A 15,902-nucleotide genomic window follows, 5' to 3' on the forward strand; every position below is an offset into this window, starting at 1 on the left:
AATTATTGCTCCTTATTAATATAATGTTCATAAATGGGATGACTTGGATCTACATAACCAGTTAACGTGAAGTCTTCTGTGTCCGGTTCAAAATTTTCTGTTTCCACTATGGTATGATTTTTAATTCGGTGTAATAGTCTACCATCGTGAATCGGCACATTTAACTTGTAATATTTCCATTCTGATTTTACGACTTCCTCAATTTTCTCAAGAAGTCGATTCAGGTCTTGGTTGTCAAATGCGCTAATCGTAATGTATGGATGAGAATTCGGAATAAAATCTGCCGGAAATTGATCCCGTTTATTATAAACTGTTAACGTTGGCAGTCTACTTGCGCCAAGTTCTTCTAACAGGTTATAGACTGTTAGCTCGTGATGTGGAAAATCTTCATTTGAACCGTCTACCACATGAAGAATAAAATCTGCTTCAGTTACCTCTTCTAACGTAGAACGAAAGGCCGCCACCAGGGTTGTAGGTAAATCCTGAATAAATCCAACTGTATCTGTCATAATGGCTTCAAACCCATTAGCTAAACGAACTCTTCTTGTTAAAGGATCTAGTGTAGCAAATAACTGGTTTTCTTCTAATGACTCACTTTTGGTTAAACGGTTAAATAATGTAGATTTCCCTGCATTGGTATACCCAACAATGGCAATTTGAAAGGCCTGGTTTTCTTTTCTTCGTTTACGGTACTGACTGCGCTGGTTCACGACAGCTCCTAATTGTTCCTTAATCTCTGTTATCCTGCGTCTAATATGGCGCCGATCTGTTTCTAATTTTGTTTCACCTGGTCCTCTCGTTCCAATCCCTGCACCTAAACGGGACATTTCAGTACCTTGTCCATACAATCGTGGCAGTAAATACTGCATTTGTGCAAGCTCCACCTGAAGCTTTCCTTCCCTTGTCTTAGCTCGTCCAGCAAATATATCAAGAATAAGCTGTGTACGATCAATCACCCGGGCATTCAGACGGTCACTTAGATTTTTTAACTGCCCAGGTGATACCTCGTCATTTAATATGACGAGGTCAACAGGATTCTCTTCTAGCATTTGCTGAATTTCATCCAACTTTCCTTCTCCTATATAGAGTGCAGAATGAACTTTGTCACGTTTTTGTACAATAACATCAACAACTTCTCCATTCGCCGTTTCAGTCAGTTGTTTCAGTTCTTCAAGGGATGTGTAAAATCGCTGTTCTTTAGTCCCTTTAATGTGACAGGCAATTAATAATACCTGTTCCTTATTGTTCATAACATCATAACTCCTTTAATTACGGGTAAGTTTCATTCTTAAAATCAAAGTCCTCCGGTTTTAATGAAACTAAATCTTTTGCACCAAACCGATTAGTTGCAACAAGGCGCAGAGCCTGCCTCCTGATTGCTTCTTCTACCTTATTTCGAACGTACCTTCCATTTGAAAAATTATCCTTTTGAAGATCCTGCAATTCCCTTAAATGATTTCTAAATTTAAAATAAGCAGATTGAGTCAATTCATATTGTTTTCGCTCAGTTATAATTTGTGCAATTTCCAACAATTCATCAACTGTATAGTCTTTGAAGTCTACAATAATCGGAAATCTTGATTTTAATCCAGGATTGAGGAATAAAAAGTGATCCATTTCATTTGGATAACCTGCCAGAATCAAGACAAAGTCCTGATGGTAATCCTCCATGTGTTTAACCAATGTGTCAATGGCCTCTTTACCAAAGTCCTTTTCTCCGCCTCTTCCTAGAGAATAAGCTTCATCTATAAATAATACGCCGCCCATGGCCTTCTTAATTAAATCTCTGGTTTTCTGAGCAGTATGTCCGATATATTCACCAACGAGATCAGCACGTTCAGCTTCAATCAAATGACCTTTTGACAACAAATTCATTTGATGAAATAATCGAGCGATCTCCCTTGCAATTGAAGTCTTTCCGGTACCGGGGTTCCCTTTAAAAAGCATATGAAGCATTTGCTGTTCAACTTTTAATCCTTCTTCTTCTCTTTTTCGATTCACAAGAACTTTCGCATAGATTTCCTTTAATGTATGCTTTAAAGTTTCCATTCCAATATATGAAGAAAACGCCTGATCAATAAAACGGAAACGCTGATCTTTATTATGGGTAATTTCATAGGATTTTAATGTGTTTGGATTCTCCTGATCATGTAACACAACATTGATCTGACCCTTCCGCTTCGCCTGTAAATTCAATTCACTTCACCCCTTATCTACGATTACTATACGTAAACAAAGGATTTTTGTGACACCAGCCTATTAAGAAAAGCGAAGGCGACTGATTAGGTCAGGCGGCATAAGCAGAATTCACGTAGTGGTGCGCCTTTCACCACGACGTAACTTGGACACAATAAAACGGATGCTCCTTATGCATCCGCTATGCTCATCTTATTCTTTTTCCAGAGTGACTTGCTTAACCGGTGCGAAGGTTGAAATCGCATGTTTAAAAATTAATTGCTGCTTACCATCTACTTCCAAAAGAACCGTAAAATTATCAAAAGACTTTACTACCCCTTTTAATTGAAAGCCATTTGTTAAAAAAACGGTGACCGGAGTGTGATCTTTTCTAATTTGGTTTAAAAACTGATCTTGGATATTCACAGATTGTGCCATGAAATTTTCCTCCTCTAATTATCTATATTTGATTATTTCGTGAAATTTTGAAGCATTCCTTCTAAATCCTGAAAAATTAATGAAAAAGTTTCCTGAATAGTGGACTCAGAAATCGAGTACCAATGGACATCCATTTTATTACGAAAATATGTGTACTGACGTTTCGCATACCTTCGAGAATTTCGTTTTAACCGTTCAATGGATTCATATAAGGTCCACTCTCCATAAAAATAAGGAACAAATTCTTTATATCCTATTCCCTGCATCGACTGAGCATTCTTAAGCCCTTTATCATAAAGCTTTTTGGCTTCCTTTAAAAGGCCTTCCTCCATCATAAGATCGACTCTTTGATTAATTCTTTTATACAATTCCTCCCGTTCCATTGAGAGCCCAATTAAAATAGGATTGTAAGGAGACTCATCTGCTTGTTTCTGTTGTAACTCGGACATGGTTAACCCAGTGTTTTCATAAACCTCTAAAGCACGGATAACCCTCCGTCGATTATTCGGGTGAATTTTTTTTGCTTGTTCCGGATCAACCTTCATAAGTTTGTTGTAAAAAGGTTCAATCCCCTTTTCATTAATGGCTGCAATCATCTTCTGTTCAAATTGATCATCCCTTTTATGAGACGAAAAATTAAAATTATATAAAGCAGATTGTATGTATAAACCTGTTCCTCCAGCTAAAATAGGAAGGAGTCCACGTTCATGGATAGTATCAATATAATATTGTACATGCTCCTGAAAATCGGCAACCGAAAAATCTTCATACGGATCCCTGATATCAATCATATAATGAGGAATTCCCTGTCTTTCTTCTTCGGTTACTTTTGCTGTTCCGATATCTAAACCTTTATAAATCTGCATAGAATCTCCGCTGATTATTTCTCCTTTAAACCGCTTAGCCAATTCTACACTGAGCTTCGTCTTTCCAACGGCAGTAGGTCCGACTACAGCAACGACATTTGTTTTCATTTCGCAGACCTCCAGATGCCTAAACAAGCTATTACACTTACTAAAAGTACAATCACTTGTTTCTCATATTATACACGATGTGGATCTATATGCAAAATTTTACAAAAGAGATTTTTAACGTGTAAAAACCAATCAAAAGAGAGATACCTGAACGTATCTGCTCATTTTGGTTGGGTAAGTATAAAAGGATTCATTACATAACACGTTTAAACATTTTCTCAAGTTCATATTCAGAGAAAAAGATAATTATAGGGCGACCATGAGGACATGTGAAAGGATCCTGACACTGGCGTAAATCTTCCAGCAGTCGGAACATGTCATCATAATTAAGATGATGATTAGCTTTAATCGATCGTTTACACGACATTAAAATAGCGGCATCCTCACGTAATTGTTTAATATCTACCTTTTGATTTTCCAGCACTTGATCGACCATATCCCGAATCGTCTCCTCTTCTTCTCCTTTTGGCAGCCACTGAGGATGGGACCGAATAATGAAGGTATGCTCTCCAAATGGCTCAAAAAAGAGTCCCACTTGCTTTAACTCCTCCTGATGAGCTTGAATAAAAATGGCTTCCTGTTTTGAGAATTCAAATGTTAACGGAACGAGCAGCTGCTGGAGCTCTTCTGTAACTATGCCCACCTTTTCACGATAAAACTCATATTTGATGCGTTCCTGAGCAGCATGCTGATCAATTAAATACAAGCCTTGATCGTTTTGTGCTATGATATAGGTTCCGTGAGCCTGTCCAACAGGGTATAACACAGGTACACGTTCTTTTTCATCCTTCTGTGTTTCAGGAACATAATCGTCTTCCAAGTTTTCTTCGGAAGCTGAATACCATGACTCCTGAACGGAAGGAGACTCAGTGTCATCCATAGAATAATCCGTTTCAGAAAAATCTTTCTGTCTCTCAGGAAATTCTTCTGTTTTTGTCAGTAAATCATTCCAGGGAATATCCGGGGCTGTTGATTCCTTGGAACGCTGATTATCAAAGGTGAAATAGCTTTGCTCCGTCTGGTCCTTTTGTGATTGTTTTGGTACTGGTTCAGGTATTAACGTTTCCTGTTTAAACACATCTTTTATTGCTGTTTCAATAGCCGAAAACAATTCCTTTTCCTTACTAAATCTTACTTCTAATTTACTTGGATGGACATTGACATCCACCAGATAAGGGTCCATGTCAATATTAATGACGACAAGCGGATAACGGCCTATCGGTAGCAACGTATGATATCCCTTTAGTATGGCTTTATTAATCATAGGATTTCGAATAAAACGTCCGTTAATTATACTGGAAATATAATTGCGATTTGCTCTTGTTATTTCAGGACGAGCTGCATAGCCGGTTATTTTGAAATCCAGGGTTTCATGTTTGATCGGCAGCATTTTTTTAGCCGTTTGCATCCCGTAGATTTGACCAATAACCTGGCGCTGGTCTCCTCTCCCGGAAGTGTAAAATAAACGTTTCTGATTGTGAATACACTCAAAACGAATATGGGGATAGGATAAAGCGATTCGATTTAGTACATCTGTAATATGCCCTAGTTCTGTATGAATAGTTTTCATATATTTTAAGCGAGCTGGTGTATTAAAGAAAATATCTTTAACAAGGATATCTGTCCCTTTTCTAGCATCGCTCTTTTCACGAGAGATGAGTTTACCGCCTTCAATTTCTAATTGTGTACCTGCTTTTTTCCCATTTGAAGTACGGACACTTAACCGGCTCACAGCTGCAATACTGGCTAAGGCTTCCCCGCGAAATCCCAGTGAACGAACCCGGAATAAATCTCCTTCTGATGAAATTTTACTCGTTGCGTGACGAAGAAAAGCTTTTTCACAATCTTCAGCAGACATCCCATCGCCATTATCACTCACCTTTATACCGGATAAACCAGCTTCCTCAAGTTCGACCTTAATCCACGTACTATTGGCATCAATACTATTTTCAACCAGTTCCTTAATAACGGATGCTGGTCTTTCTACTACCTCACCAGCTGCTATTTTGTTAGCAAGCTGATCAGGCATTAGCTGGATATTGCCCAATCCCATTACCTCCCTTCTTCTACTTTAATTTCTGTTGAATAGAGAATAAGGTGTTCATCGCTTCCATTGGTGTCATATTCATTAGATTTATGCCTTTTAATTCATCCATAATTGCTTTCTCTTTACTAGAAACATCATTTTTCTGCTTAGTTTCTCCTTTTTTCTCAGAAACTTCCTCTGCAGCAAAGAAGTTTAGCTGTTCTTCCTCTTTCGTTGATGCTTTTTGCTGATATACTGGTTGTTCAAAATGTTTTAAAATCTCATAAGCCCGTTCAATTAAACCTGAAGGTAGCTCGGCCAGTTTAGCTACATGAATTCCGTAGCTTTCATCTGCAGCACCATCCTGTATTTTATGAAGAAAAACGACATTTCCATCATGCTCTTCTGCTTTTACATGCACATTACTTAACCTTTTCAATGAATCGCTTAAAGAGGTTAACTCGTGATAATGGGTTGAAAATAATGTTTTGGCATGAATATGATTATGAATATATTCCACAATTGCCTGAGCGAGGGACATTCCATCGTATGTGCTTGTCCCTCGTCCAATCTCATCGAGTAATATTAAACTATTTTCTGTTGCTTTCGTTAGCGCATGCTTTGCTTCCAGCATTTCGACCATGAATGTACTTTGACCTGCCACCAGGTCGTCAGCTGCACCTATTCTAGTGAAAATCTGATCAAAGACAGGAATTTCAGCATAATCAGCAGGAACAAAACAGCCTACCTGTCCCATAATAACAATTAGAGCAAGCTGACGCATGTATGTGCTTTTACCAGCCATATTCGGGCCTGTAATTAAAAGGATGTCGCGCTCTTCATCCATCCGCACGTCATTGGGAACAAAATGATCATCATTCATGACCTGTTCAACTACTGGATGACGTCCGTTTTCAATATGAAGTCTATGTCCATTGGTAAACGAAGGTTTGATATAGCGATTTTCATCACTTACTACAGCAAAGCTTTGTAACACATCCAATTGACTCATTTGATCTGCCAGCTGTTGTAACTGAGGGATATATGATTTTACCTGCTCTCGAATATCTATGAAAATCTCATATTCAAGTTCAACACTTTTTTCTTCTGATTCCAAAATCAAGGATTCTTTTTCCTTTAATTCAGGTGTAATATAGCGCTCTGCATTACTTAACGTCTGCTTCCTCTCATAACGACCTTCAGGAATGAGATGAAGATTGGCTTTGGTCACTTCAATATAATATCCAAATACTTTATTGTAGCCGACCTTTAATGACTTAATGCCCGTTTCTTCTCTTTCCTTCTGTTCAAGCTCAGCAATCCACTGCTTACCATTTCTTGATGCATCACGATATTGATCTAACAGCTCATGATAGCCATCCTTAATAATATCTCCCTCTTTAATAGAGAGGGGTGGTGTTTCTGCTATACTACGCTCCAGTAAATTTTTTAAAGGATCAAGCGGATTAATCGAATCGGCCAGTTCAGCAAGTTCCTCCTGCCGAAATTCTTTTAGAACCTGAACAATTTCAGGTGTCTGTATAAGAGATTTCTTTAACTGAATTAAATCCCGTGCATTGACATTTCCGTAGGCCACTCTACCAGACAAGCGTTCTAAGTCATAAACCTCTTTCAAAGCGTCTCGTAGTGTTTCCCGTTCAAAATATTGCTCAAGCAGCCCTTCTACCTGTGATTGGCGTTTGGTAATTTCCTTCGTCGATAATAAAGGACGATCAATCCACTTTTTCATCATTCTTGCACCCATAGCCGTTACCGTTTTATCTAATACCCATAGCAGAGAACCTTCCTTACCTTTTTTACGGATGGTTTCGGTCAGCTCCAGGTTACGCTTTGAATACATATCCAGTTTCATATATTGACTGAGTTCAACGTATTGTACAGGCTGCAAATGGGTCATGGCCCGTTTTTGAGTACGAGCTAAATATTGAAACAACCGTCCAAATCCCATCACTAAATCCTGCTGGTTTAAATGACGAACTAAATCAAAATTTTCTTCCGGGATATCTACTCTATCTTCCTTTGAGATGGTTACATTTAATCGCTGCGTTAGCGTTTCTGTCCATTTTTCATTAAAATCCGGTGGTATGACAATTTCCTTCACGGGCCGATTAAAAAATTCGCTTAGCACAGATTCGAAGCCATCAAGTATAAAAGAAACGCTATTTTCACCAGTAGAAAGATCATTATAAGCAATTACAAATTGCTCGTTGCCAATTGGAGTAAGTGAAGCTATAAAGTTATTTTCCTTTTCATCTAACAAATCTCCTTCCATCACAGTACCAGGAGTAATAACTTGGATAACTTCTCTTCGAACAACACCTTTTGCCTGCTTTGGATCTTCAACTTGTTCACAGATTGCCACTTTATAGCCTTTTTCTATCAGGTTTTTAATATAATTGGCAGAGGAATGATAAGGAATTCCACACATCGGAATTCGTTCCTCTCCCCCGTCTCTACTCGTCAAAGTGATTTCCAGTTCTTTGGAGGCTAATAAAGCATCATCAAAAAACATTTCATAGAAGTCACCTAAACGAAAAAATAGAAATGTATCTTTATATTGTTCTTTAATATTTAAATATTGCTGGATCATTGGCGTATAGTGAGCCATTATACTTCCCCCACATTTATGCTTGCGTTTAATCTATTTCTACATCTATTTATTATAGCATATCTATTCGTATTCTTTAGAGACTCAAGCAAAAAGAAATAATGATTTATACAAAAGGCTGTTTTCTAACAGATTGTTGCAGAACAACATACACTGCGAAAACAGCCAAAAAGAAAAACCCGGCTTTTGTAGAGCCAGGTAAATAAGGGAATGATTAATCATTTTTACTTGTATGGGACGATGAAACATCAGGATCTACGTCAGCAAGTTCAGCTTCTAATTCATCATATTCAAAATCATCATGATCTACATAACCATGTGGGTCCAGTTTAACGACCACTTTGGTTTCTCCGATAACTTCAACAACAAATTCTCTTTCTACTTCTACAATAATTCGATTGCCCTCTTCATTAATTGTACATTCTAAGCAGTTTGGCTGCTGTGTTGCACGTGCAATAACCTCTAAATCATCTGAAATACTGTTTTCATCTTTAATAACAAGAGGAATGCGATCGGTATAATTTATACGGTCACTAACCACTTCGGTTTTTGTATTATTATTATAGGAATACCAAACATTCGCTTCGTAGCTTCCAGAAACTTCAACAAAATCCCCTTTTTTCCTTGCTTTATATTGATGGTTTATAACCCAGCAACCTAAGATGCTTGATGGACTGTGGTGCGGTGTTATTGTATGTGTTGCTTCTTTGAATTTCTTGCCTTTCCCAATCACTGCTTTCGTAATAATCTGGCGTGTTTCTTTATCAACCATTGACATGTACGTTTACCCTCCTTCAATTTGATTCCATGACATTTTATTCAAGGCATCCGCCCGAAGTGCATCAATCTTGAATAAATCATTTTTTAATAACTAGTTATCTGTCTACTAAAGCTTATGCAGATATGGGTGATTGTGTGTATAAAGAAAAGGAAGGTGACATAAGCCAAATTCAAACGAATCAATCATCATTTTCCGGAAATCATTACTGAATACCATAATAAAGCTGAAATCACATTTATTTCTGCCAGTAAGAAAGCTTTTTATGCCTGCTTTGAAATTTTTTGATCCTGATTTCAAAATTTTAAAACCTCTTTTTAAGAAGATTAAGCGAATAGTTCTATCATGAAAATTATAAGTTAATTCAGCATCATTTCCCTTTTTATCCTTCTTAAACTATAAATATGCCGATGGTTAAAGTTTCGCCAGCCGTATCTATATAAATGTAAAACAACAAAATTTAAACCGCTAAAATAGAATAAAAACGGGGAACAACATCCTTTTATCATTAAAAAAAGCCAGCAATAAGGCTGACTTTTTTAATGATGGTGGCTTAAGCTATTTTCTTGTTGGGCTTTGGTTTGACCACTTAGAACATTTCCACCTGTGGACCGGACAATTTCATTCGTCACTTCACGAGCAATGGTACCTGTAATCATTTGCAGTATATCATTCACTACAACCTGGATTTCTTTAAATTCAGCTACAACCGGAATTTCATCTAACTCATTCTGAAGACGTTCTAATTCTTTTTCAGCTTTCTGTTGAGCTTCCTTTTTGCCATAATGTTGAAGATTTACGGCTTGCTTTTGCATCGCTTTAATTCTTCTAATTAAATCCTGTACTTTTTGATTTTCATTCAGTTTGGCTTCAATTTTCTTAAAACGATCAATTTCTTCAATATTCGCCAGCATATTGGCAAGCTTATTTGCTTCTTCTACAACTTCTTTACGTGTATATTCTGCCATATTATTTCACCTCTACAGCTTCCTCTATCATTTCTCCATCAAGAGTCCAGCTTTTTGTATTTGTAATTTTCACTTTTACAATCTGGCCAATTGCTGATTTAGGTCCTTCGAAATTCACAAGTTTACTTTCAGGAGTGTATCCAGCCAACACATCCGGGTTGTTTTTGCTTTCTCCCTCTACAAGAACATCAACAATTTTATCCTGATACTTTTTCAATGCTTCACGAGAATATTTATTGACCCGTTCATTCAATCGATATAGACGTTTCTTTTTCACATCCATCGGTACATTATCTTCTTTTTTAGCAGCAGGAGTACCTTCACGTGGTGAGTAAATAAATGTATAAGCCCCTTCAAAACCAACTTCTTCATAAAGAGTCATAGTCTCTTCAAACTGTTCTTCGGTTTCATTCGGGAAACCAACAATAATATCAGTTGTTAAGGCTGCGTGTGGAATCGCTTCTTTAATTTTACGAACCAGTTCCAGATAGCTTTCTCTCGTATATTTACGATTCATTCTTTTCAGTACTTCAGAGCTTCCGGATTGTACCGGTAAATGAATGTAAGGCATGAGGTTACCTCCTTTAGCGAGTACCTCGATTAAACGATCATCAAAATCTCTAGGGTGTGATGTGGTAAAACGAACCCGCGGGATGTCGATTTTTCGAATTTCATCCATCAAATCCCCTAATCCATACTCCAAGTCTTGTAAGTCTTTTCCATATGCATTAACGTTTTGACCTAATAATGTAACTTCCTTATAGCCCTGTGCAGCCAGGTGTCTAATTTCCTGGATGATATCTTCAGGTCTTCTGGAACGTTCTTTACCACGGGTCATGGGTACAATACAGTACGTACAAAATTTGTCACAGCCATACATGATATTAACCCATGCTTTTGTTTTTCCATTTCGGGCCTTTGGAAGATTTTCGATGACATCTCCCTCTTTCGACCAGACTTCCACTACCATTTCCTTACCAAAAATGGCCTCTTGAATAAGTTGAGGAAGACGATGAATATTGTGAGTACCAAAGATTAAATCAACATGCTGATGCTTTTCTAAAATCTTATTGACAACGGATTCCTCCTGGGACATACAACCGCATACACCTAAAATCAGGTCTGGTCGATTCTGTTTAAGTGGTTTTAAATGTCCTAGCTCACCAAACACCTTGTTTTCCGCATTTTCGCGGATAGCACATGTATTCAATAAAATAATATCTGCATCATTGGCGTCACTTGTTGATTCAAAGCCTAAGTCAGTTAAAATACCTGCCATAACCTCAGTATCATGCTCATTCATTTGACAGCCATAGGTTCGTATTAAGTATTTTTTACCCTTCCCGATGTTCTGAAGTTCTTCAGGGATGGTAAAATCTTCATGATATTTTACATCTTGCTTTCCACGTTTTCTTGCTTTGTTTAAATTTGGAGTTTCGTATGTAGTTTGGAAATATTTTACAAAATCATCAGAATTCTTTTTCTTTAAGCGCTCAAGATTATCCTGGTCGGATTTTACGTCCGCTGGATTTCCTTGACGTATTTGCGACATTTCTTTACGCTGTTGCTCGTTCATTTCAAAACTCCTTTCCATAAACCTTCTAACTGTATTATTATATCAGCCCAATGATAAAAATGAAAATGTTGTTTTGTCTATCTATTCATACTTTTTAGCAGAATCTTATAAGTATCCGTTTTTTACTCTTCCTTATAATGAATAGTACAGGTCTCATCTTTACATTTACCTACTGGAACAATCTCCCGTTTAGATGCAATATAGTCATATACTTTTTGTCCTAATCCAAGTACAATGGACATATAAAGTAAAGGGACAAAGATTTTGTATTTAGGAAGGCGTTTGGCAATTTCTAAAATCGTATGGATTCCCGAAAATGCTTTACCATCCGATTTTCGAACGCTGTAAATACGCTCCTCTACATTTTTTCCACTCAAGTCATAATGTTTATATATCACTGGATCACGAATGGATAAAAGCTTAATTTGATGTTGTTTATCGTTTTTTTCAATCTTTGTTTTGGCCTTTAGACAGATTGGGCACCAACCATCATAAAATACGATTAAGTCTTGATGGACCTTTTGCAAATCATACGCCTCCTCTATTAAGTCTATACCTGAACATGAAAGGAGTCTTTGTGTGTGAATGTATTAATAGCTGGTGGAACAGGATTTATTGGTCACCATCTTGTGCAATCCATGATTCAACAGGAACACCATATTTATATCCTCACAAGATCATACGGTAAGAGGGAAAAATCTCCTTTCCTTCACTATATCACATGGTTTACCCAGGATGAACATACATTGCCTAACCTTCCTCAAATAGATGTGATTATCAATCTAGCTGGTGAACCAATTAATAAAGGAAGGTGGACTTCGAATAAGAAGAAAAAGATTTATGAGAGCAGAAAGCAAACTACACGTAAAATGATTCGGATTATGAAGGAACTTGAAACAAAACCCAAAGTATTTATCAATGCTTCTGCTATAGGGATTTATGGCTATTCTTATCATAAAGAATTTACTGAAGAATCAGATTCGCTTCAAAATGGTTTTCCTGCCAGAGTTTGCAGGATGTGGGAACAGGAGGCAAGCCAGGCTGAACAATTAGGAATTCGAACAGTTATAGCGAGGCTGGGTATCGTATTGGGGGATGATGGAGGGGCGCTTCCGCGTATGATGATGCCCTATCATTTATTTGCAGGTGGCAAAGTGGCCTCTGGTGAACAATGGGTGTCATGGATACATATGAATGATCTAGTACGCCTGTTTCATTACATTATTCAGCAGGAAACCATTAAGGGACCAATAAACATTACAGCTCCCCACCCTGTTCAAATGAATGAATTAGGGAAACGTATTGGTCAGGCATTACGAAGACCACATTGGTTCCCAGCCCCAGCTTGGATGTTAAAAATGGTTTTTGGTGAAATGAGTGAATTTCTGACAGAAGGACAAAAGGTAGTTCCGAAAAAAGCGTTAATGTATGGATTTGAGTATCGATATTCAACATGTAAACAAGCCCTCCAACAGATTTTAGCCACCAAAGAAGGTTGACTTCAAAGGGAAGCCAACCTTCTTTTACAGTTCCTGAATTTTGTCGGAAAACCGAAAATATTTATCTTTTTGCTCACATTATGCGCTTTCCCCGGAAATATGAATCAATTCCGATTAATCAAAAGTTCTTTAGATAAATTGCTGAACGAGTTCATTAAACTTTTCACGATCCATATTCAATTCGGCATCCTTAAGCGGTTCCTCTTTATAGCCTTTCACCATTTCCTGATACGATTTTCTCACTGTATCCTGATAGATTAAACCGGTAACAAGACTATCATGCTCCATTAGTGTTTTCATAGCCATCCCCCGATCACTTGGGTCGTAATCTTCAATAGAAGAAAGCTTTACCAGATTTTCTTTAAACCAATCATAGGTGTTAACTTTATTATAAGTTACACATGGGCTAAATACATTAATAAGCGAAAATCCCTTGTGTTTTACTCCTTGTTCGATAATAGATGTTAAATCTTTTATATCACTGGAAAAGCTTTGCGCTACAAATGTGGCACCAGAGGACAGTGCCATTTCCATTAAATTTACAGAAGGTTCAATGGAGCCTTCTGGAGTACTTTTTGTTACAAAGCCAGACTCACTACGAGGGGATGTTTGACCTTTGGTTAATCCATAAATTTGATTGTCCATAATAATATATGTGATATCAATGTTCCTTCTAATGGCATGAATAGTATGCCCCATCCCAATCGCAAGACCATCTCCATCACCCCCGGCAGCAATGACCGTTAAATCCTTGTTAGCCATTTTAACCCCTTGTGCGATGGGCAGCACCCTCCCATGTGTACCATGAAACCCATAGGCATTTACATAACCAGAGATTCTACCTGAACACCCAATTCCTGAAATTAAGGCCAAATCATCCGGTTCTAATCCTAAGCTGGCACACGCTCGTTGTATGGATGCCTGTACAGAAAAGTCACCACAACCTGGACACCAATTCGGCTTCACATTATTTCGAAAGTCCTTAACCGTTGCCATAAACAACCACCTCCTGCATACATTTTTCATAAATTTCACCAGGCAAAAACGGTGTACCATCGTATTTTAAAATGCTCGAGATTTTGTCACCATAACCTGCGTTCATCTTTATAATATTGGCTAACTGGGCTGTAGCATTATGTTCAACAACTATTACCTGTTTTGCCTCCTCAATTAGTGGTTTTACTTCTTCAGTCGGGAATGGATGGATCAATCTTATCTGGGCGTGATTGACTTTTAATCCTTCTTGTTCTAATCGTTCTATTGTTTCTTCTATAGCCCCTCTGGTAGATACATATCCAACGAATAAGAGGTCAGGATTTTTATGTTGTAAGTTGAGAGCAACGGGTGAAGGGAATTTATTTGGCAGGTCTTGTAATTTGCGAAGTCTTTTTTCCATTTGCTTTTTACGGTTTGGAGCTTTTTCTGATGGTTTACCTGTTTCATCATGTTCAACACCGGTAACATGAAAAATACCATTTTTGGTTCCAGGTACTAATCGTGGAGAAATGCCTGAATCGGTAATTTTATAACGTTTAAAATATTCACCTTTTTTAAGTTCTGGTAAATCGGGTTCGAGATTAAGATCACCCCTTCTAATTTCAATTTGATCGTAATCAAGGGTATCAATGGTTTGTTTTCCTAAAGATAATTGCAAATCAGACAATAAAATAACCGGACATTGATATTCTTCCGCCAGATTTAAGGCTTCCACGGCATCATAAAATCCTTCTTCAACTGTACTAGGTGCTATGACAATTTTTGGTATTTCTCCGTGGGTCCCATAAATCATTGCCATTAAGTCTGATTGCTCCTGCTTCGTTGGAAGTCCTGTACTCGGGCCACCACGCTGGGTATCGATAACCACAAGGGGCGTTTCCGTCATGCCGGCTAAGCCGATGGATTCCATCATTAATGAAAGTCCTGGACCTGCAGAAGCAGTAACAGCCCTTACTCCCGCATAATTAGACCCAATCGCCATAGTCGCTGCTGCCATCTCGTCTTCTGTTTGAATGACTGTACCTCCATAATCGGGTAAATGTTTAATCATAAATTCCATAATCTCAGAGGCTGGAGTAATAGGATAGGCAGCCATAAATCGGCATCCACCGGCTAATAGACCAAGTGAAATAGCGTCATTTCCAATCAGAAACATTCGTTTTCTTCCGTCTGCAGGCATTAGTTTTAATTTCGAAGGCTGTCCTTGTGATTGAGATTGAACAAATGCCGCTCCTTTCTCAATCGCTTTCATATTATTTTCAACTACTTTATCCCCTTTTCTTCCAAAGGTTTGACTGACAATTGTATAATATTCTTTTGCGTCCAAATCTAAAATGGCGCCGGATGCTCCTATTGCAACCATGTTTTTCATTAATGAACTTCCTAATTCTCTTGCTATTTCTGTAAAAGGTACTGCATACAAGGTAGCATTCGAGCCTTCTGGTATGACCGGTTTAAACTTCGCATCTGCAATGACAATACCATCATCATGAAGCTCATCAAAATTCACATCAATTGTTTCTTGATCAAAAGCCACTAAGATATCTAAATCATCTTGCAATGAACGAACAGGACGTGTCGAAACTCTTATTTTATTATTTGTATGCCCCCCTTTAATACGTGATGAAAAATGTCTGTAACCATAAAGATAGTAACCTAAGTGATTCATGGCTGCTGCAAAAATTTCGCCAGTGCTTTCAATTCCTTCCCCCTGCTGCCCTCCTACTTTCCATGAAAGTTGGCTAATCATTGAATAAGACACCCCCTTAATTAATTTCAGAAGGAACACCCCATTCTTCCTATTACATGAATAAACGGGATGCTCCGATGGAAGTAATAAATG

At 37.8% G+C, this 15,902-nt stretch carries 13 protein-coding genes; 1 reads left to right on the plus strand and 12 read right to left on the minus strand.

Annotated features, from left to right (window positions below; all coding sequences use genetic code 11):
• Window positions 1-2: 2 nt before the first annotated feature.
• The 10 genes from hflX to BMX63_RS07915 form a co-directional block, all read right to left on the minus strand.
• Window positions 3-1,250, minus strand: coding sequence for a GTPase HflX (gene hflX, locus BMX63_RS07870; protein ID WP_093133774.1), 1,248 nt, complete (start codon window positions 1,248-1,250; stop codon window positions 3-5).
• 19 nt (window positions 1,251-1,269) lie between these two features.
• Window positions 1,270-2,196 (minus strand): AAA family ATPase, encoded by a 927-nt coding sequence (locus BMX63_RS07875; protein ID WP_093133778.1) that lies wholly within the window; start codon window positions 2,194-2,196, stop codon window positions 1,270-1,272.
• Between the two features lie 192 nt (window positions 2,197-2,388).
• A complete protein-coding gene (gene hfq, locus BMX63_RS07880; RefSeq protein WP_093133780.1) occupies window positions 2,389-2,613 on the minus strand; it encodes an RNA chaperone Hfq in 225 nt (74 codons plus the stop codon).
• Between the two features lie 32 nt (window positions 2,614-2,645).
• Window positions 2,646-3,587, minus strand: coding sequence for a tRNA (adenosine(37)-N6)-dimethylallyltransferase MiaA (miaA, locus tag BMX63_RS07885; RefSeq protein WP_093133783.1), 942 nt, complete (start codon window positions 3,585-3,587; stop codon window positions 2,646-2,648).
• 193 nt (window positions 3,588-3,780) lie between these two features.
• Window positions 3,781-5,616, minus strand: a complete 1,836-nt coding sequence (gene mutL, locus BMX63_RS07890; RefSeq protein WP_425441464.1) for a DNA mismatch repair endonuclease MutL — start codon at window positions 5,614-5,616, stop codon at window positions 3,781-3,783.
• Window positions 5,617-5,653: 37 nt separating this feature from the next.
• Window positions 5,654-8,242: a DNA mismatch repair protein MutS gene (gene mutS, locus BMX63_RS07895; RefSeq protein WP_093133788.1), complete on the minus strand. Its 2,589-nt coding sequence runs from the start codon at window positions 8,240-8,242 to the stop codon at window positions 5,654-5,656.
• A gap of 214 nt (window positions 8,243-8,456) precedes the next feature.
• Window positions 8,457-9,020, minus strand: coding sequence for an outer spore coat protein CotE (gene cotE / locus BMX63_RS07900; protein ID WP_093133791.1), 564 nt, complete (start codon window positions 9,018-9,020; stop codon window positions 8,457-8,459).
• A 539-nt stretch (window positions 9,021-9,559) separates the two neighbouring features.
• Entirely contained in the window at window positions 9,560-9,988 is a 429-nt protein-coding gene (locus BMX63_RS07905) for a YlbF/YmcA family competence regulator (RefSeq protein WP_093133793.1), read from the minus strand.
• Between the two features lies 1 nt (window position 9,989).
• Window positions 9,990-11,564, minus strand: coding sequence for a tRNA (N6-isopentenyl adenosine(37)-C2)-methylthiotransferase MiaB (miaB, locus tag BMX63_RS07910; protein ID WP_093133796.1), 1,575 nt, complete (start codon window positions 11,562-11,564; stop codon window positions 9,990-9,992).
• 122 nt (window positions 11,565-11,686) lie between these two features.
• On the minus strand, window positions 11,687-12,091 hold the full coding sequence (locus BMX63_RS07915) for a thiol-disulfide oxidoreductase DCC family protein (RefSeq protein WP_177167240.1): 405 nt from the start codon (window positions 12,089-12,091) through the stop codon (window positions 11,687-11,689).
• A 54-nt stretch (window positions 12,092-12,145) separates the two neighbouring features.
• Here BMX63_RS07915 and BMX63_RS07920 point away from each other — a divergent pair, with 54 nt between their 5' ends.
• A complete protein-coding gene (locus tag BMX63_RS07920) occupies window positions 12,146-13,063 on the plus strand; it encodes a TIGR01777 family oxidoreductase (protein WP_093133801.1) in 918 nt (305 codons plus the stop codon).
• Window positions 13,064-13,192: 129 nt separating this feature from the next.
• Here BMX63_RS07920 and BMX63_RS07925 read toward each other — a convergent pair whose 3' ends face one another.
• Window positions 13,193-14,059: a 2-oxoacid:ferredoxin oxidoreductase subunit beta gene (locus BMX63_RS07925; protein WP_093133804.1), complete on the minus strand. Its 867-nt coding sequence runs from the start codon at window positions 14,057-14,059 to the stop codon at window positions 13,193-13,195.
• Complete coding sequence (locus BMX63_RS07930) at window positions 14,046-15,809, minus strand: 2-oxoacid:acceptor oxidoreductase subunit alpha (protein ID WP_093133808.1); 1,764 nt, start codon at window positions 15,807-15,809, stop codon at window positions 14,046-14,048. Before BMX63_RS07930 ends, BMX63_RS07925 begins: the two co-directional genes overlap by 14 nt.
• Between the last annotated feature and the right edge of the window lie 93 nt (window positions 15,810-15,902).

Source organism: Salinibacillus kushneri, from assembly GCF_900111405.1.
Lineage (GTDB): Bacteria > Bacillota > Bacilli > Bacillales > Alkalibacillaceae > Salinibacillus > Salinibacillus kushneri.

Bases quoted from the DNA above. Each gene is read 5' to 3' on its own strand.
- hflX (WP_093133774.1), bottom strand. From the start codon at position 1,250: ATGAACAATAAGGAACAGGTATTATTAATTGCCTGTCACATTAAAGGG.
- hfq (WP_093133780.1), bottom strand. From the start codon at position 2,613: ATGGCACAATCTGTGAATATCCAAGATCAGTTTTTAAACCAAATTAGA.
- miaA (WP_093133783.1), bottom strand. From the start codon at position 3,587: ATGAAAACAAATGTCGTTGCTGTAGTCGGACCTACTGCCGTTGGAAAG.
- mutL (WP_425441464.1), bottom strand. From the start codon at position 5,616: ATGCCTGATCAGCTTGCTAACAAAATAGCAGCTGGTGAGGTAGTAGAA.
- mutS (WP_093133788.1), bottom strand. From the start codon at position 8,242: ATGGCTCACTATACGCCAATGATCCAGCAATATTTAAATATTAAAGAA.
- cotE (WP_093133791.1), bottom strand. From the start codon at position 9,020: ATGTCAATGGTTGATAAAGAAACACGCCAGATTATTACGAAAGCAGTG.
- BMX63_RS07905 (WP_093133793.1), bottom strand. From the start codon at position 9,988: ATGGCAGAATATACACGTAAAGAAGTTGTAGAAGAAGCAAATAAGCTT.
- miaB (WP_093133796.1), bottom strand. From the start codon at position 11,564: ATGAACGAGCAACAGCGTAAAGAAATGTCGCAAATACGTCAAGGAAAT.
- BMX63_RS07925 (WP_093133804.1), bottom strand. From the start codon at position 14,059: ATGGCAACGGTTAAGGACTTTCGAAATAATGTGAAGCCGAATTGGTGT.
- BMX63_RS07930 (WP_093133808.1), bottom strand. From the start codon at position 15,809: ATGATTAGCCAACTTTCATGGAAAGTAGGAGGGCAGCAGGGGGAAGGA.